Here is a 23,053-nt window from a genome sequence, read left to right as displayed (position 1 = left end):
ATATGATATAAATCATATATTAAACAATGCGTCAATACGATTAATAATTGTATAAATTATAGACCCATAAGTCAAATTAAATTGAAAAACAGACGAGAGGCAAACCGTCTACTTCATCAGACCAAAATAGATTCAAAGATGGTTTTTTCTTTTGATCTACTTTCTTGATTTCCTTGAATATCTGAATTTTTAAGGATTCGCGGGTTGTGGCTTACAGGAAGGAAGGGGATTCGGCAGATTGGAATTTATACGTCCGCAAGCCACAAAAAAGTAGGCGCGGTTTGAAACCGCGCCGTATATAAAAAAACTTTTTTGTAGGTTCAAGGGGTGTCACAGTTACACCGAGAGCATAACTATGACACCTGTAAGTTATTGATTGACGCTACTTTACAATGACGAGTCGCCGTGTTTGCTGGAAGGAAGGTGTCGTCAACTGGTAAAAATAGATACCACTCGCAACGCGTTCGCCGAGGGCATTCCGTAAATCGGTGTGGTTGGGGGATTTAGTCTGGGGAGAGACTAAATCCAGTCCTTGTATTACATTCCGCACTTACCGGAGAAGTCCGTAATCAGTTACTTTGAAAACCTGTCCAATTGAAACGGGGCGATTGTCTCTGAAGTCTCACCCGTCAGAATTAGTTTGGAGATCTCGTAAGCTGTGATGGGTGTAAGTAAAATGCCATTGCGATAGTGCCCTGTTGCGTATATCAGATTCTCAACAGGTGTTTTACCAAGTATGGGAGCATTGTCTCCGCTACCAGGACGTAAACCTGTCCACGTTTCGATAACTGGCAGTTCGTAAACACCGGGCACAGCTTCACACGCCCCGTGGAGGAGTTCATATATCCCCCCAACCGTCAGATCCGTGTCAAACCCGAGCTCCTCGGTCGTGGCACCAACGATAAGTCTACCATCAGTTCTGGGAACTAAATATACCGGCATCGGATACCTCGCCTTGACGGTACGGATGACGTTTTTGATCGTAATGCCCTCCCGCATTTGCAACGCCAACATCTGTCCCTTCACGGGACGCACGGGCGGGATAATCGTATCCGGTAACCCACCGATCTGCCCAGACCAACACCCTGCGGCGAGAATACACACATCTGCGCTCTGAAAACCGTCTTGTGTTTGAACACCCGTTGCGGTTCCGTTTTCTATGACGATTCTTTCAACAGTGCTATTTTCATGCAACACGCCGCCGCGCCCCTGATAGGCACGCTGGAGTGCCTGAGCCATCAGTCGGTTATCAACTTGATGGTCAGTTTCACAACGAACAGCTGCCGTCACATAAGGTGAAAGGGCACTTTCAATTTCACGTGCTTCTTGTCCGCTCAACCACTCGACATTCAACCCTAAATCTTGTTGTAAGGTATAAGCATGCCGGAGTTGAATTGCATCATCAGGTTCAATGCCTATAATGAGCGTGCCTTCTGCTCGGTAACCGATTGACATCTCTGTTTCTGTCTCTAACTCATCGACCCATTCTGGGTAGCGTGCTAAACTTTGATTGCTGAGTTTGAGGAGGTCGAGTTCGTCGATATGTGCTTCAGCAATTGGACCGAGCATACCGGCGGCTGCCCAAGAGGCACCGCGTCCAGTTTGTCCGCGCTCATAAATGGTGACAGCGGAAACCCCCGCTTTTGCCAGCTGCCACCCGATACCAAGTCCAATCACACCCCCACCAATAATGAGAATCTTCTGATTTTTCATGATCCACCCCTGCTAATGGACAGGACTTACTATGATACTTGTCAGCTCTCTACGGATGGACCCTACTTCAGAATGACGAGTCGCCGTGTTTGCTGGAAAGAAGGTGTCGTCAACTGGTAAAAATAGATACCACTCGCAACGCGTTCGCCCAAGGCATTGCGCCCATCCCAATACGCCGCACGCGCCCGACTGTTATAGAAGCCTGCCGACTGGAAACCCAGCGAAAGCGTCCGAACCAACTGACCCGTCGTATCGTAAATGGAGACCGATACCAGACTGTCTTCAGAGAGTTGATATGGGATCCATGTCTCCGGGTTAAACGGATTCGGGTAGTTCTGCAGCAAGAGATTCTGTGTCGGTTGACCGATACCATCAAGACTGACAGATAAAACAGCGTTTGCCAAGTCCTCAGGGGTCACTTTGAAACTAAGGGTTTGTGATTCAGCATTTCCACCCGGACCGATGACGCGTAATTCGATCACGTCCCTGACTCGGACGACGCTCCGCCGCGTCAAATCGGCATTTGCAGCAGCGAAGTAATTCCCTTGTACGGAGGTGCTTACTGTGCTGTTTGTTCTGAGATTACGGACGATGACTTGATAACCGTCAAACGTTGATTTCCCTTTCAAATGTCCGCTGACAACGAATGCCCATGTTTCTGGGGATATGGCAGACGGTGCTGCCGCAGCCTCGGTTGGATCTGCCCAAGGTGCCCCGACGAAAGCAAAGTTGCGGGTTTCTGGAACATTGACGATATAGCCTTTTCCACCCTCAATCGGGAAACCGTCATTGGGTGCACTCGGTGTCCACGCGACGAACGCCTGTGTTGCGGCATCAAGCGTGATGATAGTTGTCGCACCTGTCATGGCGACAAGTGACTTGGCAGTCATCGGTGTTGGCGGTGCCAATGGCACAGAAAGCATATTTAGACCCTTAGACAGCATAACCGTGTAAAAGTTGCCAAAGTGATCGCCCTCTGCTTTGGGAACGAGTCTGGCGATGAATCCGTGTCTGCGTCCATCTGCTGAGTCATAGTGTCCAACGACAGAACCGTCCTCATTGATATTCCAGCCCTCCGTGCTAATAGCACCCGGAACCTGCAATTCTTGTAGATTGAGGGGGCTGCCGACATAGGTGCGCGGGACATCGCCCACCGCTTTCGCTCTGCCAACGACAGTCCTTGCTCTGTTGAGACCGTGGAGAAAAAAGTATTCCAGATTTAGTGCGTTTGGAAGGTCAATAGATAGAAATCTACCCACCGAGCTACGCATGTATGCATGATATACACCATCAGCATCCACGTAGCTGCCCACAATATGGCCCGTCCAACTCACAAAATCGGCGTAAGTTTCCGGTGTCCCGGGATACTCGACTATTGTGTCTCCTGAAAACCCGCGGCGAACACCAGAAGTATCTACAAAACTACCGGTCAGAGCTCCGGTCGAATCACTATACCCGTAGATCTCCGTTTCGACGGCACCCGGGAAATCGTATTGCCGCAACTCGCCATTTTCTAAGATAACACCGTGAAAAAGACCATCGCTATCTTGGTAGTGTCCGGCAGCAACCCCATTATTACCCAGCGCATAGAAATAGGTGCCTTGCGAGCCGAGAAAATCGTAGGTCGTAAAAACGCCATCTATGAGCGTAAAGGCGACATCTTTTTCTCCATCAGGACCCCGCATGTTGCCGGCGTAATCTTGAAAGTCGCTACTCGCCGTCACTGCTAAAAAATCTACGCCCGGAACATCAATACTCTCAAAAGTATAACTGAGGTCAGGAGGTGGTCGCACGGCACTCTTCTGCGCGGGTCTTGCGATAAATCCGTGTCTACGTCCATCTGCTGTGTCGTAGTGTCCGACGACAGAACCGTCCTGATTGACATTCCAGCCTTCCGTGCTAACGGCACCCGGAACCTTAAATTCTTGTAGGGCGACGGGGTTGCCGACAAAGGTGCGCGGAACACCATCCACCGCTTTCGCTCTGCCAACGGCAACCAGTGCATCGTTGATACCGTGCAGAAAAAAGTATTCCATATTTGGTATCTCTGGAATACCCAGAGTTGCAAAACTACCTCCAGGCCCACGCAGGTATGCATGATACGCGCCTTCAGTATCTACGTAACTACCCACGATATTGCCTAGTCCACTCACAAAATCGGCGTAAGTTTCCGATGCCCCAGGGAACTCAACGATTGTCTCCCCTGAGAATCCACGACGAACACCAGACGCATCTGTAAAATTTCCCGTCAGTGCCCCTGTCGAATCACTATATCCGTATATCTCCGTTTCGACAGAATTCGGAAAATCGTATTGCCGCAACTCACCATTCTCTAAGATGACACCGTGGAAAAGCCCCTCGCTATCTTCGTAGTGCCCTGCAGCGATACCGTTATTACCCAGCGCATAGAAATAAGTGCTCTTTGAATCGGGGAAATCGTAGGTTGTAAAAACACCGTCAATGAGTGTAAAGGCGACGAATTTTTCACCATCAGCACTCGGCGTATAACCTGCGTAATCCTCAAAATCGCTACTCGCTGCCAACCCCAAAAAATCTACACCCGGAACTTCGATCGTCTCGAATGTATAGTTGTCGCTGATTTGTGCGGCAGTATTCCTTAGGAAAAAGGAATTGAGGCACACAAACAACATAAATGTGTAAAGCAAAAAATTGGTTTTTATATGAGTATGCATAACGAAAACCTTTCTTATAGTATTTTCTCCAAAGATAAAAAATAATATGTCAGATACCCTGTTCTGAGGGACAATACATGTCGTTGGAGTATCGCAAGCTTGCGTTCAATAATACGGCAGAAGCGTGGGGCTAACCATTTTTATCCACTTCCTCAGACATCATGTTACAGGTTTCAGAAATATATGTCAAACATTATTGCGTAAGTCCTACGACAGTGAAACTCTTTCCAATACCGTTGACTACGACTCTGTAATTTCCAGGCGGAAGTATCCCAAGATCAATAGGTTGTTGATACGGCTCTGTGGCTGTCATGCAGGTAAGCCCAGGGGAGCTTGGGAACCTTTTCATGCTGATTTTAATAGTAATTTCTTTTCCGTCTTGTGATCGGATAACTTCGGTTTCATTATGCGCATAGTTACAGGGATTTGGGAACCATCCATTGACTACAACGAAAAAATCATTGACAACCTCATCATTAGGTAGGTTTGGGGCGCGTATTATTTGTATATCATCTATAGGCAGATCGGAAATGTTCCGGTTATCATCAATGTCCGGAGGTCCAATCATTATGATCTCTTTTGCCACCTGTCTTTCACAACCAAGTGTAAATAACATAGGAACGATAATTAGAATTAACTGTAACTTAATAAGGGTTAATGTAGAATTCATTCAATTTTCCTTTTATTGGCGAGAATTTTAACCAAATGATGATGCGAAAACCAGCGGTCCCTCTGAACTACGCTACATCGCAACATCGCAACCTAATTATTTTATTAAACTTCATTCAGCTATCTTAACATTTCTCTCTTCTACGGCGGCGTGAAAATTATTCGTCCCAAGGCAATGGCACACCCAACCGTTCGCTGACAGCGCGCGCAGACTCCTGTTCAGCCTCCCCGTAACGGATACCTTCACGGCGATGCTGTTCTGTGCGTTCTACTTCAATCGCCCCGGGTAGCAATGCCGTGTCAGTTCCTGGCATCGGTTCGTAGGTTTCGCGGACATCATGCACCATACAGTCAACCTCTGCGTGGAAGACATCAAGTGGCACAACGGATTCAATGTCTATGGCGAGGACCATACCGCCTTGTGGCGGTTTCCATTTTGCGGTGTCTTCTGGTGGTGGTTCAGTGAAACCTGTGAGTCCCCCACCGAGCAGGTGTGCCACAGCAGTATAGCCGATACTCTTGAAGAAAGCAGCAGGTATCATCGACAGCAGGGCATCGAATTCGGGGCCGCGTTGGTAATCCGCCATAATACAGGTCGCAGCGTCGAGCACGACCGGCGGCTCTTCACCAGAAGGAATAGCGAAACAGATCGGTGGGTTGCCGAAGTAACCGAGTTGCGGTTTAGGGTCTTGGTTGCCAGCGTTACCGTGGTTCCGGGATCCCTGTACCGAAAAACCGATGCATCCGGCTTCGTTACACATACGTGCGTAGTGCCCTGCGGATCCGTAGTGCCCAATGTAGCGGACGAGTCCCATCCCAATGCCGACCTCCTTCGCTTTAGCAATGGCGTGTTCGGTCGCGCGAACCATCGGGAGATAGCCGAGCGTACCGTTTCCGTCAAGCACAACAGCAGTAGGTGTTTCATGGATGACGCGGATATTGGGACGTGGATTGAGACCTCCACTTTCAAAACCTCTACAATACCTATTAACGGTTTGAGTGCCGTGACTGCGGACACCTCGTAAGTCAGAATTGACAAGTAAGCGGCTGATGAGTGCGGCGTGTTCGTATGTGAGACCTGCTTTCTCAAAGCAAGCGGTAGAGAAGTTGAGCAGTCGTTCCTCATTGACTAAGACGAAAGTTTCTGGTGGTCTGTTCATCTCTTTTTCCTTTAAGCGTATGGATATTATTCGTCCCAAGGGAGTGGCACGCCTAAGCGTTCACTGACCCCGCGTGCGGATTCCTGTTCCATCTCCCCGTAACGGATACCTTCACGGCGATGCTGTTCTGTGCGTTCCGTTTCGATCGCTCCGGGTAGCAGTGCTCTGTCGGTTCCCGGCATCGGTTCGTAGGTTTCACGGACATCATGTACCATACGATCGACTTCAGCGTTGAAAACAGCGGTTGGCACAACGGATTCGATGTCTATGGCAAGCACCATACCCCCCATACCTCCACCACTCCATTTTGCGGTGTCTTCGGGTGCCGGTTCGGTGAAGCCGGTCAATGCGCCGCCAAGTAGACTTGCTATTGCGGTATAGCCAATGCTCTTGAAAAAAGCCGCTGGAATGACTGAAAGTAAGGCATCGAAATCAGGACCGCGCTGGTAGTCTGCCATAATACAGGTTGCTGCGTCGAGGACAACTGGCGGCTCCTCACCAGAAGGGATAGCAAAGCAGATGGGCGGATTGCCGTAGTAGCCCAGCTGCGGTTTGGGGTCTTGGTTGCCAGCGTTGCCCTGGTTCTGATACCCCTGTACTGAAAAACCGATGCATCCGGCTTCGTTACATAAGCGTGCGTAGTGTCCTGCCGATCCGTAATGCCCAATATAACGCACCAATCCCATGCCGATGCCGACCGCTTTCGCTTTGGCGATGGCGTGTTCGGTTGCACGCACCATCGGGAGATAGCCGAGTGTGCCGTTGCCATCAAGCACGACAGCAGTCGGTGTCTCATGAATGATTCGGATGTTGGGACGTGGGTTGAAACTCCCGTTTTCAAAGCCCCCACAATATCCGTTGACGGTTCGAGTGCCGTGACTCCGAACCCCTCTTAGGTCAGAATTAACAAGCAGACGGCTGATGAGTGCGGCGTGCTCGTGTGTGATACCGGCTTTCTCGAAGCAGGCGGTGCTGAAATTAAGAAGTCGTTCTTCGTCTACGTGGACGAAATCTTCTGGTGGTCGATTCATATTTTCTCCTTCCTTGGTTGGGGAATCCTGTATCGAAATCTGGCAAGTTTCCGTTTCACGCGGACTTTGTTCAACAAGATTGTATTTATACGCGAGACCGTAAATAAATATAACACAAAAATTGTGGTCTGTCACGTTTTTTCTGAAAAGAGGTTGGGAGCAGGAGGAAAATTAAGGCGAGGTTAGGAAACCTCGCCAGCAGAATAGAAAAAACTAAAACGGAGCAATCTGCTTATGGAACTGCTTTTCACCGTTTTTGATAGTGAAAATTACAGCACTTTTGGTTGGATGGCGCTTTTCATCGTAACTGGCGATGGTCGTTGCACCGATGTAGTTTTCGGTGGCGGCGAGTTGTTCGCGGATTTCATTGGGGTTGAGACTACCTGCCCGCTCGACTGCTTCAAAAAGCAATTTAACCGCGTCGTAGCTAACTGCAACACCACCAGTAGGCGTAGATTCATAGATAGATTCATAGGTATCAACAAACGCGCGTGCTGTCGGTTCATCTGTATCTGGTGAGAAGTGTCCGCTGAAAAAACTACCTTCTACCTCAGCATCTTCGTTATCGAACAGAAGTTCGCTGTCCCATGAATCTGCGCCAAGGAAAATCGTGGGTTCACCCGCTTCGTTTTGCAGTAACATCGCTCGTGCCTGTTGCGTTATGAACGCAATATCTTGAACAAAACCGGATGCGAAAAGCACGTCGGGCTTCGCTGCGGCGATGTTTGTCAGTTGTGCTGTAAAATCTGACGAATTGCCTCCGTAAAATTCATTCGCAACGATTTTACCACCGAGTTTACTGAAATTGAGTGCGAAGAATTCAGAGATACCTTCTGTATAAAGATCACCATGTCGCGTGATGACCGCGGCGGTGGTCGTATCAAGGTCCTCTATCGCAAACTGTGCCATAACAGCACCTTGGAAACTATCCGTAAAGGATGCCATGAAAACGAAATCACCAGCGTTTGTTACGTTTGGGTTGGTTGCGGTTGTGGTAACCATAGGGATTCCGTAACGCTGTGCGACTGGAGCGACCTCAACAGCGTGGGAAGAGCGGTTGGGTCCAATGAGCGCGATAATTTCGTCTTCAACGATGAGAGTTTCAGCGATTTGGATGGAGACCTCCGGTCCCGCTTCTTTATTAATATGTCCAATCAATTCAACAGGCATCCCAAGAAGTCCACCACGTTGGTTAATCTCTGTGACAGCCATCTCTGCACCGTTAGGATAGGTAACGCGTTCACCTGCGACGACGAAACCGATTTTAAGAATTTTCTGTTCCTGCTTCGGTGTAACAACCTTCTGAACCTTGTCACATCCGACCTGTATGATTAGTAACACGATTAGATTCATTAGAGCGAGAAATTTATGCATCATATAAAGTCCTTCTAAAAAATGATTTGCTTTGTTTTCGATATTTGCTACAATGTTTTGGACAGCATGGGAAAGCAGTGCCCTTGCAAGCTGCGTCATGCGAGCGTTTTAATCTCGCACCTATGCTTTAACATATTATCCTTTAATTTTTCAGAATAAGCAAATGTTTCTGCGTAACACATATCTACTATGGAAAATTTGATCACAGTGATTGGACGCGGGCACTCTGGGACGCGGGCTATCTCTCATACGTTATACGCCAGTGGCGTTTTCATGGGGAGTCAATTGAACCCTTCCGGTGATAAGATTCCGCCGCACGCGATGTATGATGCGTGCCGAGTGATGGCACAATATGTCAAATGGCAGGGTGGACTATCGTGGGATTTTGATCCTCTTTTCACGATGCCGATTGACCCAGAATTTGAAAGGCTCATCAACACCTACTTAGAGGATGTGCTACAGAATCCGGCCATCCATAAAGGTTGGAAAATCCCAGAAACGACGCTCGTCTATCCGTGGATAGCGCGAATGTTTCCAGACATAAAGTTCATCCACTGGATTCGCGATCCACGGGATAGTATTCGGGGCAGCCACAAAACGGACGATCTTCGAGATTTCGGGGTTGTCTACTGTGAAACGGACGATATCTATGAAAGACGGGCAATCTCGTGGATCTATCAATATAAACTCATGCAAGCGACACCGATGCCCAAAAATGTTATTCAGATCCGTTTTGAGGATTTTGTTTTGGATCAGGAACGGGTGCTCAAGCAGCTTGAGGCATTTTTAGGTATTCCATTAGGACGGATCGTAGTTCGAGCAGACGCAGTGGCACGTTGGAAAAAAGACCTCGCAGAATTAGAACCCGGTGCATCGTTACCGCAATACGAATTTGAGTTTTTGAAAAAAGCAATTGTTGAAAACGGTTATCCGTTAACAGCAACGTAAACAGCGAAAGGAACTATTATGTCAACGACTTACCGTGTGGGGCTTGTCGGAACAGGTGGAATCGCTAACGCCCACGGCAACGCGTGTCAACAAGCACCGAGTGCTGAATTGGCAGCGATCTGTGATGTGTCGGAAAATGCGTTAACCAATTTCGGTGAACGATTTGATGTGGCACCTGAGAATCAGTATCTCTCTTTAGCAGAGATGTTAGACGCTGAGAACTTGGACATCGCTATTATCTGTACGTGGGGTGCGTTCCACGCTGAGGTCGGTATCCAGCTTGCTGAATCCCGCCAAGTCAAGGCGATTTTGTGTGAGAAGCCGTTCACGTCAACGGCTGCGGAGGCGGAAGCGTTCGTTGGTGCAGCACAGGAGAACGGTGTTCTGGTAGCAGAAGCGTTTAAATTCCGACATCATCCGATGCACCTCAAGGCGAAAGAGTTAGTCGATTCAGGGGCAATCGGGGAATTTAAGGCACTCCGAAGCACTTTCTGCACAGGTGGCGGCGGTGGTGGACCCGAGACCCGTAAGCCCGAGGCGAATTGGCGGTTTAACAAAGCGAAAGGCGGGGGCAGTATCTACGATTTGGCGTGTTACAATATCCACCATGCGCGATTCATGTTTGGTGCTGAACCGGTTCGCGTATCGGGAATGTCTCAAGCAGGATTAGAAGTGGACGATGGTTCTTACCTACTGTTAGTATTCCCCGGTGAACGGATTGCCCAGATTTCTACCGGCTTTAATTGCGCTGGTGGGCAGTACGCCGAAATGGCTGGGTTGGGTGGTATGCTTAGGATTGAAACCGCATGGAACAATGAGAACTCAGCAGTCAGCATTGAGCTTACCACACGAGAGGGCAGAGAAGTCATTGATTTTGAACCGTGTTTCCAGTTCGCATTACAATTGGAGCATCTATGTGAAGTTTTAGCGACTGGCAAACCGCACCGCATCTCACCGGAAAGCTGCGTAAATCAGATGCGTGTCATTGATGCCGCGTTTGAAGCGATGGCGACCGGACGGACAGTTGAGCTAGGCTAACAGTCGAAAAAATCCGAAGTTGGAAGGACGTGGATGGAAGCATGGAAGACTGGAAGATTGAATCCCATCCTTCCTCCCTTCCATACTTCCATCCAAATTAATTTATGGCAAATTTCACAGAGACAAAAGCACTTACTTTTGACCTGTTCGGCACAATTTTGGATTTAGGTGGCAGTCTCACGCCGTTCATTAGTGAGTCACTGGATGCCCACGCCGCGACCGATGTCTCTGCCGATACGTTTTGGGAACAGTGGCGTTACAGGCAGCGAATTGAGCAGTATCAGGACACGATTATGATGCTCGGACATAGCGGCTATCTGGAGACGGTGCGGCGCGCACTGCACTACACGCTGAGGCACAACAGTATTGATGTTTTGCCTGATACGGTGAAAGAGTTTATGCGCGGATGGGAGCAGCTTTCGCCGTTTCCAGAAGTTTTGGCTGCACTCTCGCGACTGCAATCTCGATATCAGTTGGTAGTCCTGTCCAATGGGGATCCAGCGTTTTTAGACTATCTTGTCAGAGAACGCGTTGCGTGGGAGTTTGACGGTGTGATTTCGGTTACATCGGTCGGTGCGTTTAAACCACATCCAGCAGTCTACCGAGCTGCTGCAGGAGAATTGGGACTTGAGGTCAACGAATGTCTTATGGTATCAGCGAATTCGTTTGACATCATGGGGGCGCGGGCGTGCGGCTATAGGGGCGCGTTTGTGAATCGCTATAAACTCCCGTATGAGGATACGCCGTATCAACCCGATGTAACAGTACGCGATTTTACGGAGTTGGCTGAGGCGTTGTTATAAAAGTGCGCTGTTTTCAGGACTAATTTTGGGTTTTCGTCTTGCCCCACGATGTGCTTAGAAGCGATGCGGATGGAGAAACCGGCAGCTGCCCCGGCGAGAACCAGTTCGCTGACACCAAACAGCGGACGCACATTTCTCCCATCAACATCCATTAGATAGAGGTCGCGCGTCCCCCGGCGATTCGAGGTGAAGAGGATCCGGTCACCCGTTGGTGAGATGACTGGCTCACAATCGACAGCGCGGTCGTAGGTCAATCTCTCCTGTCGAGTTCCATCCGGATTCATTAGGTAGATTTCCCAATTACCGTCGCGGTTTGACGAAAACACAATCTTTTCGCTGCTGAGTGATTTCGCTGAAACCGGACAGAGCAAACCGAAGATGAGGCAAAAAGAGATGAGGATGTCTTGTCGTTTCATGAGAAACCCCTCTTACATGATTTGTGTTTACATGTGGAATCTATGACCAGACGAACACTTCATCGTCGTCAGCGGAGTATCCGATAAAGACTGCCAAGACGATTCGCGCACGCGTGCCTTGCACGGGGGGCACTTCGTGGATACATCGCGTGTTGAAGAAATAGAGATCCCCTTGATTCAGATCGACTTGGTAGTTTTCCACGCCGTTTTCAGCGGCATACTTGTCAAAAGTTTCCTCGGCGATATGGGGTTGAATTTCCTCCGACCAGAGACACCGATGCAGAATGGCTTGTGTTCCTTTTCCGTCTTCATCCGCATTTTGGACGCACAACACGCCAGCAAACTGATGTTCAAAGCGATAGACCTCATAATCGGTGCGATTCTCGCGGTACTTGACATGATCGATGTGTGGCTTGTAACTATGCGTTTCATAGTGGACGCGGAAGATGGCGGGACCGTAACGTGAGCCGTCCGGTTCGCGCGCTGTCTTTACTTCTTTACCCGGGGAAAGCGCAGTGAGGGAATCATAGATAAGACCAACAGGGTTATCAAACCCGTCAAATAGGAATTTAAAGAGATGTTCTGTCTCCTTGGCATGTGCCAAAAACTTTGCTTTATCGCTACCACGATTGCCAAGACTGGTACCGATGTCAATACGGGTGCGTTTGTCAACAGAGTTGGTGTCGGCTTCATCGCGCATCAAACCCATATTTGTGAACCGATGAATGAGCCCTTGGCATTGGGCAGGTGAATAGGCATTCCGAAGAATGATGGCGGGTACTTCGGCTTGGGAGAGGGAATAGATTGGGTCGCTGTACGTTTTACAAACTGTTTCGAGATCAGGCTCTGCGGGGAGCCAGTTGTTTTTGGCGTTCATGGTAACCTCCATCGCTCTATTGAGAGAACCGTGATTCAGACTGAACCTCTGAAGGGCGTTTTTGCACAACAGGAATAACATAACTCCGAATGGTCAGTCCATCCAAGGTATCTGTTTCTAATTGTGGCTTGGGGTTTTCTCGATGATCGAAGACGATATAGTAGCCTTCCGTTGCCCCTTCGGACTTCAGGTATGCGGCGAGCTGGTGCTTTCCTATCTGATAGTGTCGTTCGTTTCGCCATACTTTTGTTTCAATGATGTATTGCTGTCTGTTGTGTGAGATAATAATATCTGCTCTGCCTCTACCGGTTGGAACTTCTAACCGCATTGTAGCGTGTACAATTTTGACGAACTCATCAAGATAAGCGAAAAGAAGGTATTGTCCGACGAATTCTTTCGGTGTATCGGGGACCTGTAATATTCCGAAGCCAGCGCGTACGATAAAATTGTTGAAGTTGTTGATGAGTGTATGCATCTGAATCCGGCCGGTTGATGTGATGTATCCTGTAAAGTCAATGGTACCCTCTTCTGGGAAGTATTGGTCTTCAAGTCCATTGATGAGAGGTCTAAGGGCTTGGATGATGCAATGGAGATAGATAGGATTGAGGATATGGCACATTCCGTCTTCTCCCCTTGCAATGATACCGTAAGTGGCGAGTTCACTAACGATTTCGTCATGTAGCGTGAAACTAATGCTGCTGCCATAAAAAGCGATTCGCATAAGCATTTTTTCAAAGCGCGGGTTCCTGCGGATGTTTGTAATAAGATGTTCAATGTTGGTATTTCTTTCTTCGATTAGCTCGGTATATGCTTGTGAGAAGTGGTGCATCTGAATGGTGTCGGTTTTGGGTATGTCAAGTTCTGCTGTAAGAATCTGGGCACACCTGTTAACAAGAAAGGGTTGTCCTGCGGTCTGTTTATGAAGTAAGTCTATTACTTCCGGTGAGAAGGCTTGTCCGACTTCTTCGGTATACTGTGAGAGAAGTTCGCGCACTTGCGCCGCGGTGAAGTTTGGAAGTGTGAATTCATCTTGTATGTTGAAAGGTGAGATTGACGAATCATAGTTTAATTGCGTTATGTTCTTAACGCCGACAATGCCGACACTGTAAGGGGAGCGGACCTCGCGACCTGTAAGATATATCCGGCGGAGTGTATGCAGAAAATCACTGACAGTGGTTTGTGGGATACCGTCAAATTCGTCGATAAGCAGAGCAAGGCGCGGCGGTACGCGTGTGGAAAGTTCGTCCATAAGCATACGTGGCAATTGCCGAAAGAAACGCCGCATTGCGGCGTGGCTGGTCATTTGTGTATGCTCCAAAAATTGGAGGAGTTCCGGAGAAGGTATGAGGTTGCGGGAGGCAAGCCCTTCCTCAATTTCCTCGCAAATATCTTCAAGGAGATCTGCGTAAAAAGCCCCAGGCGTATAATTTTTATACATCTCAAAATTAAGTTGGATCGAGAAATAGACATTGGCATCGTCTGCAAGCGTCTTGAGAACTTCTTGGAAGAACGTGGTTTTGCCGCTCTGTCGCGGGGCGAAGAGCACGATGTATCGTCCCTGTTTAACGCGGTTAATGTAATCAGCAAGTTCCTCGCTGCGCGAAACGACATAGTGATCCTTGGAATTGACGGGACCTTGCGTTCCGAATTCTCTCACTGTTTTTCTCCTGCTTTTTCTCGAAAACTATCAACGAAAAAAGCGGCAACTCTCAAGTTGACTGCCGATCCACAGCCGCAATCAGAATCTCGGATTGAAGAGATAATCGTAATCATCTATTTTTTGAGCAGCGAAGTCAATGAACTCAGCATTGTGGTCGAGATCGCTATTTTCAAAAGCGGCTTCACACCCAGTTTTATACTTCAGTCGCCGGTTGGATTTGAGCCAATGGACACGATAAATCAACGCTATCATGTGGCGAGGTTTGTCGGATGGGTTGGGGACACCACGATGCCACAGTCGCATATCTCGAATCAGGACGCTTCCCTTTTTCGCATTTCCACGGGTAGGAGGACAGATTTTACGGCGTGCTTCTTCTTGTTCTTCATCTATATGGTGTTCACCCACCGCAAGATGCGAGCCGGGCCAAATTTCTACACTCCCATTTTCCTCTGTGGTATCCTGTGGTGAAATATTAACGACGACTTCTGTTGTTGGATGCGCGACCTTTTGGTCTGGCCACAGGTGAGCACCGTCTCTGTGGAGCGGTTGTGTTGTGCTACCCGGGCAGTTCGTGTTGCCGTTGTAAAAGTTATTATAAAGCCCTGGACCGAGCAGCTCCTTCGTTACTTGGATAACATAGGGGTTCGCGACGACATCTCTGAAGATGTAGGGCGCAAACGGTGGCGGTCCCTGCTGGAGATGCCCTTTAAGCCTACCTGCGCCACCCCATTTTTCCGCATTAATAAGGATTTGCGAATCTGCGTCCATCCGTTCGCGAAGAATGTCAAGGTGTTCGTGGCTAATGACGTTTTCTAAGATAACATAACCATCAACGCGAATCGCCTTGATGGCTTGTTCTACATGGGCATCTGTCAGTTTTCCTGCTGCTAATTCTTTCGGTTGAACGGTTATTTCCATAATGTTTTCCTTTATCCAAAAAAGTCAACATAAAGTGCTTGAACAGCAGTCTCCATGTCTTCGGATTTTATGCCGAACATCATACTCACTTCGTTGGACCCTTGGTTAATCATTTCAATGTTGACCTCCGCTCCAGCTAACGCGCCTGTAGCACGCGAGGCGATGCCGACAGTGTGGCGCATCCCCTCACCGACAACCATGATGAGTGCCAGTCCGCGTTCTACAGAAATATCTTCGGGAGCAAGCGTCTGCCGAATCTTTTCAACAATCCTTTTCTCTTTCTGCACCGATAGGTTTTCTTCGCGGATGATGACTGACATATTATCAATGCCGGAGGGGACGTGTTCAAAAGAGATTTCTTCCGCTTCCAATATCTGCAACAACCGCCGACCGAATCCAATCTGACGGTTCATAAGGTATTTGCTGAGATAGATGCAACAGACATCTTCCATTGCAGCGATACCGACAACCGGAATATCTGTTGACTTACGGTTTGGCACAATTCGGGTGCCATCTGCTTTCGGATTATTCGTGTTTCGGATGTTAACAGGCACCTGCGCGCGATAGACGGGTTCAAGTGCTTCATCGTGAAATACGGAAAACCCCGCGTAAGAAAGTTCGCGCATCTCGCGGTAGGTGAGTTCGGTAATCGGTGCTGGGTCTTTGATAATAGAAGGGTTCGCCGCGAATACGGAGTCAACATCGGTAAAGTTTTCATAGACCTCTGCACGAACAGCACTGGCGAGAATAGCACCTGTGATGTCTGAACCACCGCGCGAAAAGGTAACAACGTTGCCCTGCTTCGAGTAACCGAAGAAGCCTGGAAAGATAGTGATACCGGGGCGTTCATGTAAATCCCGCAAGCGGTTGTAGGCTTCCGGTAGCACTTGCGCGTTGCCGGGTTCATCGGAAAGCAATAAACCTGCGTCCTTCGGATTTACATAGTGGGCATCTACACCGCGTGCTTGTAGGACTTGTGCAATGAGGCGCGCGCAGTTGTCTTCACCTCCGGCTTTCATTGTGTCCATATAAAGATCAGCATCAGTTGTGCCATTTTCAAGACGTTCTGTTAAATCGCGAGCAATAGGCTCAGCAGTCTCGGCAGGGAGTCCTAATTCAGCAGCGATGCTTCGATAACGTTCAATCGCTTCTGCACATTCCGAAGCACCGAGTTTTCCAGCGAGGCGTTGTGATGCGGCAGCAATGAGTAAATCTGTTACTTTGATGTCCTGACTATGTCGTTTCCCAGGAGCAGAAACAACGATGAGACGGCGTTCCGGGTCAGCGATGATGATGTCACAAACTTGACGCACTTGTTCCGCTGACGCGAGCGAACTTCCGCCAAACTTTGATACTTTTAACAATCCAAATCCTCCAATTTTTTATTTTCTGTAGCAACGTGAAGTTGTTTAGGATTTCAGCGTGAACAAACTATTTTTTCAGGTGTGAGACGTGTGTTCCTTCATCTGGCTCAAACCTTTGTGAATTTTCACCCATGTAATGACATATAAAACTCCGCCGCCACCGGTCATCTGTTTTATTCTTGTAGGAACCGTGAATGACCTTGCCATCAAAGAAGAGCGTGTCACCAGGTGACATGTCAATTCCCAATTCTTCAACGTTTTCCGGTTTGACGACTTGTACGTTAGTAAACGAAATAGTGGTGTCCGCTGTTTCAACAGGGAGTAGTCCATATTGATGGGAACGTGGAATCAGCACCATGCGTCCAACGTCTTCGTCCGATGTGTCTAATGCGACCCAAACACCAATGAGCGGATCTATTGTGATGTACTGTTCGTCTTGGTGTAGTGCTTGACCTCGTGCACCGGGCGGTTTGAAGTAGAGCATTGTTTGTAAAAGCACTGGCGTATCATCAATCAGTTGCTCCGTAACGGTAAGTAGGTTGGTATCCGCTGCCCATTCTTGGGTTAATTCGTCCCAGTTGTGCATATTAATCATGCGCGGGAATTGATGATTTGGATCATCGGCGTGGTCGGTTGTGCCGCCGGAGTCACCGGGCTTCGGGCCTTCTGCACGACGTTTCATGTAATGTTCGCGCATTGACGTTACCGTGGCTGGACTAAAGAGATTGGGAATTACTACGAAACCTTGTTCTTTATAATCGTCTCGCTGTTGAGGGGTTAAGTGCATGGACGAGTTCTCCTACAGATTGTCGGTCCGTTTTAGAGAGTGTTTTTGAGCCTTCCCTTTAATTTTATGGTAACTTCAGACATTTGTCAAAATTTTTCTATAATATGTACGGAAGATTTGACTCTCTGCCAACAGATTCGGCGTGACTTTCGGAGAAAAATGTGCTATACTGATGCAAAATCTTATTTTATGGAGTATATCTTTTGATGAAAAACGAATGGGTTGTTTACGAAGGAAACGAAGGTCCTGGAACGGGCAAGCATATTGTTCTCGTCAGTGGTGACGAAGAGTATCGTTCCGAAGAGGCATTGCCGATGTTGGGGAAAGTGTTAGCCACACACCACGGATTTACATGCACGGTGCTATTTGCTATTGATCCGGACACAGGTGAAATTGATCCGGAGGTCCAGACCAATATTCCGGGACTCCACCATTTAGAATCAGCGGATATGATGGTATTGTTCACGCGTTTCCGTGAGCTACCCGATGAACAGATGAAGTACGTCGTTGATTATACGAATGCTGGCAAACCCGTGATGGGACTCCGCACAGCGACACACGCTTTCAGTTATAGCCGTGACCTTGAGAGTCCGTATGCAAAATATAGTTTTAACAGTGAGAGTTTTGAAGGTGGGTATGGCAGGCAGGTGCTTGGCGAGACGTGGGTCAATCACCACGGACATCACGGTAAAGAGAGCGCGCGCGGTGTGATTGACGAAGCGATGCAGGACCACCCGATTCTCAAAGGTGTTGACGATGTTTGGGGTCCGTCTGATGTCTACGGCATTAATGATTTGACGGGCGATTCTCAAGTGCTTATCCATGGACAGGTATTGGTCGGTATGGAACCTACAGATGCGCCAAAACCGGATACCGTCACAATGCCGATGGTGTGGATTAAAACCTATACCGGCGATGAAGGGAACACCTCACGCGTCTTGAACACGACGATGGGTGCCTCTGTTGATCTGGAGAGCGAAGGACTGCGCCGTCTGCTCGTCAATGGCTGTTATTGGTGCATGGGGATGGAGGACGCTATTCCCGATAAAAGCGTTGTCGATTATGTCGGCGATTATGCACCGACATTCTTCGGTTTCGGTACCTTTACAAAGGGTGTCCGTCCAGAAGACCATGCACTGTAAGGATTAGCAAGTTTCTCGTGCCTTGCTTCTTATTTTTTAAAGATAGAAGTGAGGCACGTATTACGTTGGGTTTTACTTCCGTTGAGTCGCACTATGTTTGATAGGTATCCATCTACCTAAAGTGTAAGGAACGTATCCATGGAAAGTACGAATGTCTGGCGTCGACTCATAGCGATTTTCTGGGTATTAGGGATCGTGTTGCGCAGACATTTTTTCTTGGCTACGTCTATGATCTTCACGGCTTTGATTTTAAGTCTTGAACCCGTTGCGAGCCTTTACGTTTTTAGTAAAGTTGTTGACCGGTCAGTTGACTATGTTCAAGGAACAGCAACGCTTAGAGAGGTTGGTCTTGTGTTTGGGCTTCAAGGGGGTCTCTTTGCGGTGCAGCGGATTATTATGCCGCTTCGGGGTTGGCTTGGCGGTATCCTGTCGAACCACCTCCTGAATGATATTACGATGGATCTGATGGAAAAGACCTCAAAACTGCCCTATATTTCGCTTGAATCCGAGGAGATTTATAATAATTTGGAAATGGCGAACGGCACAAAGGACCGGATCCCACAAATCTTTACGGCGACTATTAATTTAGGCAGCGATTTAGTCATGTTTGGGTCGATGTTCGTACTACTGAGTCAGTTAAGCCCTTGGTTAGCGGTAGCCGTCGTTGCGATTATGCTCCCATATATTCTTTTGGATCAACACATTATCAAACAGAGTTGGGAACTGACCGAGAGATTGTCAATTCTCCGAAGAAAAATGGGTTTTTTATCAGGGATCTGGTCAGGTAGAGGGACCTGTAGAGAACTCCGTATTTGGAATGCGATGAATTGGATCTTTGAAAAATACAGCGAAGTTTTTAGGACTTGGTTCACCGCGGAGCGTCGCCAAAGTCTTAAGCGAATGGTTTATCAAATTTCAGGTGGGTTGTGTATGGCAGCAGGTTTTGTCCTTGTGCTGTTCATGACCTTGCAATCAATTGAGGCTGGCACAGTGACCGTCGGTATGATAGCCATGTACATTCAGGCTGTTAACAGCACGCAGAGCACTGCGTATCGGGTTTTTGTTGGGGTTTCTTCGCTGTTTGAGCATGGATTGTATGTATTGAGCATCCGAAGAGTGCTGAAAATGGAAGTCCCCGTGGAGGCAAGCGAAAGCAGCACCTCACAAATGCCCGATCTTCTCAAGAACGGAAAGATGCCGACGATTACCTTTGAAGGAGTTTCGTTTAAGTATCCGGGATCCGATGCGTTCGCTGTCAAAGATATTAACCTTGAGTTGCAGCCGGGCAAGATGACAGCACTTGTTGGCGAGAATGCTGCCGGTAAAAGCACAATCGCGAAAATGGCAGTCGGATTATATCCACCAACGGAAGGGCAAATCCTCGTTAATGGGGTTCCGCTTTCTTCTGCGAACACTTCAGAATGGTTCAAACATACGAAAGTCTTATTTCAAGATTCGAGCCAGTATGCCTTGACGCTTGCTGAGAATGTACTACTCGGTCAAGGCTCTGATAGGGATGTCGTGCGAGTTTTGGACGAAGCGGGTTTTGCGCCATCCGCGGAAATTGATGCGAATACACTTTCTGAGATTTTATCAAAAGAGTTTGGTGGCACAGAGCTTTCCGGCGGACAATGGAAAAAAGTTGGGCTTGCCAGAGCATTGGCAAAGCAGGGAAGTTTCTTCATGCTCGACGAACCCTCGGCTGCGCTTGATCCGAGAGCAGAATATGAATTGTTCATGAAACTAAAGGAAATGATGTCCGGCGTGACGACGCTTTTCGTTACGCACCGATTAGCGGCAACCATCAATGCCGATTGGATTATTGTATTAGACAATGGCAAGATAACAGAGCAAGGGAAACATGAGCAGTTGATGAAAACTGACGGACTTTACGCGCAACTCTTCAATCTTCAAGCCAGTTTGATGCAGGATGCAACTTGGAAGTGAATCTATTACTGGAACTGCTCCCTAACGATTTATGGAAATGGCTGAAAATCTCACGGCAGAAGCCGAATCTGCTGCGTCAGGTCGAGCTTCGCTAACACTGGCTCGCGGGGATGAATTGACAGTTATCCTTGTCGCTCTGTAAGATGTGAAAGGATTTGTTTAACAATCTCAAGTCTTTAGGCTTGGGCCAGATCCACGTGTTTCGTGCGAATGTAAAAAAATGTGGAACCTGACGGCGTGCTTATCAGATTCGTCTATCATATTCACCATGTTTTCCGATCCAGACCCAAGTTAAAATGCCCTCATGTTCAATTGCCAAGGCTCGATAGTCATCATTAACTCTTGCGGACCAATAAGTGCCCTGCTGAGTCTTCTTTAACATGAGCGAAGGATGGTCAGGGTTTTGCTTTAGGAGTTCAAATTGCTTGTCTGCGCGTCTTTGAATGTCTCGTGGAAGTCTGCGATAATAATCCCAAAACTTACGGGTTGTCTTATAAATCAATAACCCTTCCAGCCTTTATCTCTTCGAGTGCTTCCTCGTGTAGATGATCCAGTTTTCCGGCTTTTATATCCTCTTCAAGTTGTTTATCCCAAGCCTCCTCGCGAGCCCCTAAGGCTTCACGAAGTTGTGCTGTGAGACGTTTCAACAGTTCTGTTTTTGTCTTTCCTTCACACTCGACTTCTGGAACATCCGGAATCCATCCGCGCCATCCGGTAGACTTTTTTGTTACATGGGCGGTGTAGGTTTCTTCAAAGACGGAATCTACTATGTCAATAAACCGAGGTTTCTGTGTGTGTTCAACGGATCGTTCGGACACACCATCAGTAGCAATCCGTTCATTTGTGATACGTGTCATATATGTTCACCCCCAACATGGAGCGATCTTTACTTGCTATCAACATGGGATCACTTGCGATTGAACTCAGCACTTGGTGCAAGCGGAGGTAAATCCGCTACCTCGCAAGTTGTATATAATATACCACTTGTTGTCAGCAAAGTCAAACTTTTTCTTTTCAGATGTTTTCTCAAAAAATTCAACCGGAAGAGGGAAAGCTGGGCGGTCTTGCTACGTTTTTTGTCCGCGCTACTACTGATGTCGGTTCAATGTTTAGGACGACGCGTGATGTGGCGTTGCCTATTTTTCTGCAAGCGAGATGTGAAATATCCCGCGATCTTTGATAGCACTATACAACTTATCGTTAATGACAGCAAGAGCAGCAGTCTCACCGAGTGCTTCTGAAGAAACTTGCTTCCATTGATTACCGGTATCCAAGCGATAGACGCCAACATTGCCAGCACCATAAACTGTAGGACCCTCCACAGCAAACCTGTCTATGATAGGACGCATACCCGCACTATCGGTTAGTACGCGCCAATATGCGCCAGTTTCTGAACTCAACACACCTTCTTCTGTTGCGACATAAACTGTTGAATCTGCAAAGATTATCTCCGTGAAACGGGTAAAGTGAAGCGGTAGGCTTGGCGTAACATCTCTCCAGCTGCTCCCTCCATCAAGCGACTGAAACAACTTACCATCGCGTTTCCCGACATAGATAGTTTCTCCCGACACCGCTAATTTGAGATCCTGGCTGTCGTTGTTATAAGACTCTTGGCTCATGTCTGTTAATCCTGTGCTTATCCACTCCGGGGCACCAAGTCTCCACTTAAAAAGCGTACGTCTGTGCTCAGCATAGAACACATCGTTACAGACTACGATCATTCTGGTTTTCCCGTCCTTCCCACGTATAGGAGGTGGAAGGATTGATACGACTGCGTGATGTTCTTTTTCAGAACCCTCAGATAAGTGAGTCTTTTTCGCTGCCTCGCTATCTGCTCGGAACTTACGAGATAATGCTTTATCATCAGAAGCGGGTATGCCTTGAATGGGACTGCGTATATTGTCATCTGTAGATACGCGGGAAATTTGCAAATTGTTAGTTTCAGGTGAAATAAGATAAAGATTATTGTCATCAACTACCAATTTTGAATTAAAGGAGTGGGAGATACGCGCGCTTTCCGGTTTTGATGATGAGGTCGTAATTGTAGTCACCTGCCCAGTAAACCTCTCGGTAATTGAGATCTTTTTCCAAGACACCCCTTCGTCAGTTGATTGATACACCGCATAACCATTATGCGCGTATAATCTATCGTTGAACGTAACTAAATCCTTCAACCTTGTCCCAGCCATCCCATCTATAAGTAACTGCCACGATTTCCCCCCATCAGTTGTGCGACGAATCCCAAACGGACTAACTTTGTAAAACGTCGTCTTGTTTACAGCCACAACTGGAAGACTATCGATCATGAACAGATTCCCATCTCCTGAAAGCTCTGTCCAGGTTTGTCCGTTATCTGTTGAACGATGGCGTTGGCTGGCAGTTGACGCGAAAAGCACTTCACCAACAGCCAAAATCTTCATGCCAGATGGTATGTATCGATCGTAAGATTTATAACTGGCTGATATTTATCAGAGTTATCAAGGAGGCAGTAATCATCAAGAGATGACAGGTAT

21 protein-coding genes are annotated in these 23,053 nt (G+C 47.8%); 5 read left to right on the top strand and 16 right to left on the bottom strand.

Annotation, left to right across the window (positions count from 1 at the left end; genetic code table 11):
• Nucleotides 1-382: 382 nt before the first annotated feature.
• The 7 genes from OXH39_16075 to OXH39_16045 form a co-directional block, all read right to left on the bottom strand.
• Nucleotides 383-550 carry a T9SS type A sorting domain-containing protein gene (locus tag OXH39_16075; GenBank protein MCY3551980.1) on the bottom strand — a complete coding sequence of 56 codons (168 nt, stop codon included), beginning with the start codon at nucleotides 548-550 and terminating at the stop codon, nucleotides 383-385.
• Nucleotides 551-573: 23 nt separating this feature from the next.
• Nucleotides 574-1,713: a glycine oxidase ThiO gene (gene thiO, locus OXH39_16070; GenBank protein MCY3551979.1), complete on the bottom strand. Its 1,140-nt coding sequence runs from the start codon at nucleotides 1,711-1,713 to the stop codon at nucleotides 574-576.
• Nucleotides 1,714-1,775: 62 nt separating this feature from the next.
• On the bottom strand, nucleotides 1,776-4,406 hold the full coding sequence (locus tag OXH39_16065; protein MCY3551978.1) for a T9SS type A sorting domain-containing protein: 2,631 nt from the start codon (nucleotides 4,404-4,406) through the stop codon (nucleotides 1,776-1,778).
• Nucleotides 4,407-4,599: 193 nt separating this feature from the next.
• A complete protein-coding gene (locus OXH39_16060) occupies nucleotides 4,600-5,076 on the bottom strand; it encodes a hypothetical protein (GenBank protein ID MCY3551977.1) in 477 nt (158 codons plus the stop codon).
• A gap of 157 nt (nucleotides 5,077-5,233) precedes the next feature.
• Nucleotides 5,234-6,235: an Ldh family oxidoreductase gene (locus OXH39_16055; protein ID MCY3551976.1), complete on the bottom strand. Its 1,002-nt coding sequence runs from the start codon at nucleotides 6,233-6,235 to the stop codon at nucleotides 5,234-5,236.
• Between the two features lie 26 nt (nucleotides 6,236-6,261).
• Complete coding sequence (locus OXH39_16050) at nucleotides 6,262-7,266, bottom strand: Ldh family oxidoreductase (protein MCY3551975.1); 1,005 nt, start codon at nucleotides 7,264-7,266, stop codon at nucleotides 6,262-6,264.
• A 213-nt stretch (nucleotides 7,267-7,479) separates the two neighbouring features.
• A complete protein-coding gene (locus OXH39_16045; GenBank protein ID MCY3551974.1) occupies nucleotides 7,480-8,643 on the bottom strand; it encodes an ABC transporter substrate-binding protein in 1,164 nt (387 codons plus the stop codon).
• Between the two features lie 186 nt (nucleotides 8,644-8,829).
• Between OXH39_16045 and OXH39_16040 the strand changes: the two genes are divergently transcribed.
• From OXH39_16040 to OXH39_16030, 3 genes are all read left to right on the top strand, one after another.
• Nucleotides 8,830-9,588 (top strand): sulfotransferase, encoded by a 759-nt coding sequence (locus OXH39_16040; protein MCY3551973.1) that lies wholly within the window; start codon nucleotides 8,830-8,832, stop codon nucleotides 9,586-9,588.
• Nucleotides 9,589-9,606: 18 nt separating this feature from the next.
• A complete protein-coding gene (locus OXH39_16035) occupies nucleotides 9,607-10,626 on the top strand; it encodes a Gfo/Idh/MocA family oxidoreductase (protein ID MCY3551972.1) in 1,020 nt (339 codons plus the stop codon).
• Between the two features lie 104 nt (nucleotides 10,627-10,730).
• Nucleotides 10,731-11,429 (top strand): haloacid dehalogenase type II, encoded by a 699-nt coding sequence (locus tag OXH39_16030; GenBank protein ID MCY3551971.1) that lies wholly within the window; start codon nucleotides 10,731-10,733, stop codon nucleotides 11,427-11,429.
• Here OXH39_16030 and OXH39_16025 read toward each other — a convergent pair.
• The 6 genes from OXH39_16025 to OXH39_16000 all read right to left on the bottom strand — a co-directional run bounded on the left by OXH39_16025 (nucleotide 11,375) and on the right by OXH39_16000 (nucleotide 17,451).
• A complete protein-coding gene (locus tag OXH39_16025) occupies nucleotides 11,375-11,845 on the bottom strand; it encodes a hypothetical protein (protein ID MCY3551970.1) in 471 nt (156 codons plus the stop codon). The genes OXH39_16030 and OXH39_16025 overlap by 55 nt on opposite strands.
• 40 nt (nucleotides 11,846-11,885) lie before the next feature.
• Nucleotides 11,886-12,722, bottom strand: a complete 837-nt coding sequence (locus tag OXH39_16020) for a 2OG-Fe(II) oxygenase (protein MCY3551969.1) — start codon at nucleotides 12,720-12,722, stop codon at nucleotides 11,886-11,888.
• A gap of 16 nt (nucleotides 12,723-12,738) precedes the next feature.
• Nucleotides 12,739-14,379 carry an AAA-like domain-containing protein gene (locus tag OXH39_16015; GenBank protein MCY3551968.1) on the bottom strand — a complete coding sequence of 547 codons (1,641 nt, stop codon included), beginning with the start codon at nucleotides 14,377-14,379 and terminating at the stop codon, nucleotides 12,739-12,741.
• Between the two features lie 81 nt (nucleotides 14,380-14,460).
• Entirely contained in the window at nucleotides 14,461-15,300 is an 840-nt protein-coding gene (locus OXH39_16010) for a phytanoyl-CoA dioxygenase family protein (GenBank protein MCY3551967.1), read from the bottom strand.
• A gap of 11 nt (nucleotides 15,301-15,311) precedes the next feature.
• On the bottom strand, nucleotides 15,312-16,664 hold the full coding sequence (locus tag OXH39_16005) for an aspartate kinase (GenBank protein ID MCY3551966.1): 1,353 nt from the start codon (nucleotides 16,662-16,664) through the stop codon (nucleotides 15,312-15,314).
• 67 nt (nucleotides 16,665-16,731) lie between these two features.
• A complete protein-coding gene (locus OXH39_16000) occupies nucleotides 16,732-17,451 on the bottom strand; it encodes a phytanoyl-CoA dioxygenase family protein (GenBank protein ID MCY3551965.1) in 720 nt (239 codons plus the stop codon).
• A gap of 206 nt (nucleotides 17,452-17,657) precedes the next feature.
• Here OXH39_16000 and OXH39_15995 point away from each other — a divergent pair, with 206 nt between their 5' ends.
• Together OXH39_15995 and OXH39_15990 are read left to right on the top strand one after the other, a co-directional pair.
• Nucleotides 17,658-18,593 (top strand): ThuA domain-containing protein, encoded by a 936-nt coding sequence (locus tag OXH39_15995; GenBank protein ID MCY3551964.1) that lies wholly within the window; start codon nucleotides 17,658-17,660, stop codon nucleotides 18,591-18,593.
• A gap of 138 nt (nucleotides 18,594-18,731) precedes the next feature.
• Nucleotides 18,732-20,540: an ABC transporter ATP-binding protein gene (locus tag OXH39_15990; GenBank protein MCY3551963.1), complete on the top strand. Its 1,809-nt coding sequence runs from the start codon at nucleotides 18,732-18,734 to the stop codon at nucleotides 20,538-20,540.
• A 244-nt stretch (nucleotides 20,541-20,784) separates the two neighbouring features.
• On the opposite strand, the gene OXH39_15985 is transcribed toward OXH39_15990, so the two are convergent.
• From OXH39_15985 to OXH39_15975, 3 genes are all read right to left on the bottom strand, one after another.
• Nucleotides 20,785-21,042, bottom strand: a complete 258-nt coding sequence (locus OXH39_15985; protein ID MCY3551962.1) for a hypothetical protein — start codon at nucleotides 21,040-21,042, stop codon at nucleotides 20,785-20,787.
• Entirely contained in the window at nucleotides 21,032-21,397 is a 366-nt protein-coding gene (locus tag OXH39_15980; GenBank protein ID MCY3551961.1) for a hypothetical protein, read from the bottom strand. Before OXH39_15980 ends, OXH39_15985 begins: the two co-directional genes overlap by 11 nt.
• Before the next feature lie 279 nt (nucleotides 21,398-21,676).
• Entirely contained in the window at nucleotides 21,677-22,960 is a 1,284-nt protein-coding gene (locus OXH39_15975; GenBank protein ID MCY3551960.1) for a hypothetical protein, read from the bottom strand.
• Nucleotides 22,961-23,053 lie beyond the last annotated feature (93 nt).

Source organism: Candidatus Poribacteria bacterium, assembly GCA_026702755.1.
In the GTDB taxonomy this organism is placed as follows: domain Bacteria; phylum Poribacteria; class WGA-4E; order WGA-4E; family WGA-3G; genus WGA-3G.
Note: the sequence above shows the minus strand (reverse complement) of the source record. Positions and strands in the feature narration are given on the sequence as shown.

What these genes read in the sequence shown, in the direction of transcription:
- thiO (MCY3551979.1), bottom strand. Translation starts at nt 1,713, where the DNA reads ATGAAAAATCAGAAGATTCTCATTATTGGTGGGGGTGTGATTGGACTT.
- OXH39_16065 (MCY3551978.1), bottom strand. Translation starts at nt 4,406, where the DNA reads ATGCATACTCATATAAAAACCAATTTTTTGCTTTACACATTTATGTTG.
- OXH39_16060 (MCY3551977.1), bottom strand. Translation starts at nt 5,076, where the DNA reads ATGAATTCTACATTAACCCTTATTAAGTTACAGTTAATTCTAATTATC.
- OXH39_16055 (MCY3551976.1), bottom strand. Translation starts at nt 6,235, where the DNA reads ATGAACAGACCACCAGAAACTTTCGTCTTAGTCAATGAGGAACGACTG.
- OXH39_16050 (MCY3551975.1), bottom strand. Translation starts at nt 7,266, where the DNA reads ATGAATCGACCACCAGAAGATTTCGTCCACGTAGACGAAGAACGACTT.
- OXH39_16045 (MCY3551974.1), bottom strand. Translation starts at nt 8,643, where the DNA reads ATGATGCATAAATTTCTCGCTCTAATGAATCTAATCGTGTTACTAATC.
- OXH39_16040 (MCY3551973.1), top strand. Translation starts at nt 8,830, where the DNA reads ATGGAAAATTTGATCACAGTGATTGGACGCGGGCACTCTGGGACGCGG.
- OXH39_16035 (MCY3551972.1), top strand. Translation starts at nt 9,607, where the DNA reads ATGTCAACGACTTACCGTGTGGGGCTTGTCGGAACAGGTGGAATCGCT.
- OXH39_16030 (MCY3551971.1), top strand. Translation starts at nt 10,731, where the DNA reads ATGGCAAATTTCACAGAGACAAAAGCACTTACTTTTGACCTGTTCGGC.
- OXH39_16025 (MCY3551970.1), bottom strand. Translation starts at nt 11,845, where the DNA reads ATGAAACGACAAGACATCCTCATCTCTTTTTGCCTCATCTTCGGTTTG.
- OXH39_16020 (MCY3551969.1), bottom strand. Translation starts at nt 12,722, where the DNA reads ATGAACGCCAAAAACAACTGGCTCCCCGCAGAGCCTGATCTCGAAACA.
- OXH39_16010 (MCY3551967.1), bottom strand. Translation starts at nt 15,300, where the DNA reads ATGGAAATAACCGTTCAACCGAAAGAATTAGCAGCAGGAAAACTGACA.
- OXH39_16000 (MCY3551965.1), bottom strand. Translation starts at nt 17,451, where the DNA reads ATGCACTTAACCCCTCAACAGCGAGACGATTATAAAGAACAAGGTTTC.
- OXH39_15995 (MCY3551964.1), top strand. Translation starts at nt 17,658, where the DNA reads ATGAAAAACGAATGGGTTGTTTACGAAGGAAACGAAGGTCCTGGAACG.
- OXH39_15990 (MCY3551963.1), top strand. Translation starts at nt 18,732, where the DNA reads ATGGAAAGTACGAATGTCTGGCGTCGACTCATAGCGATTTTCTGGGTA.
- OXH39_15980 (MCY3551961.1), bottom strand. Translation starts at nt 21,397, where the DNA reads ATGACACGTATCACAAATGAACGGATTGCTACTGATGGTGTGTCCGAA.
- OXH39_15975 (MCY3551960.1), bottom strand. Translation starts at nt 22,960, where the DNA reads ATGAAGATTTTGGCTGTTGGTGAAGTGCTTTTCGCGTCAACTGCCAGC.